At 48.9% G+C, this 272-nt stretch carries 2 protein-coding genes; both read right to left on the reverse strand.

Translation table 11 applies throughout. The features are described from left to right. Positions 1 to 86, reverse strand: an 86-nt coding sequence (locus SB765_RS29700) for a flavodoxin domain-containing protein (RefSeq protein ID WP_410932504.1), incomplete at its 3' end; no start/stop codon positions are given. A 17-nt stretch (positions 87 to 103) separates the two neighbouring features. Continuing rightward, the coding region (locus SB765_RS29705) for a potassium transporter TrkG (RefSeq protein ID WP_410932505.1) at positions 104 to 272 on the reverse strand (169 nt) is incomplete at its 5' end.

Below are 272 nucleotides of genomic sequence, written 5' to 3' on the forward strand. Positions count from 1 at the left end.
TGCTGCTGACGGATCACATCAGCAATAGAAGAGGCAATCTTCCTGGTTTGTCCGTCGCGAGTGGAATAGAGAATCAGCGCTTTCATGTCAGCATCCTTATTAATTATTCACGCCAGAAAGTAGGCGTGAACAGCACCAGCAAGGTGAATACCTCGAGACGCCCGAATAACATGGTGGAAATAAGAATCCATTTCGCCACGTCATTCATTGAAGTGAAGTTATCAGCTACGACCCCTAAGCCAGGGCCGAGGTTATTGAGCGTCGCGGCAACG

This window comes from Pseudomonas sp. SIMBA_067 (assembly GCF_046534675.1).
GTDB lineage: Bacteria > Pseudomonadota > Gammaproteobacteria > Pseudomonadales > Pseudomonadaceae > Aquipseudomonas > Aquipseudomonas putida.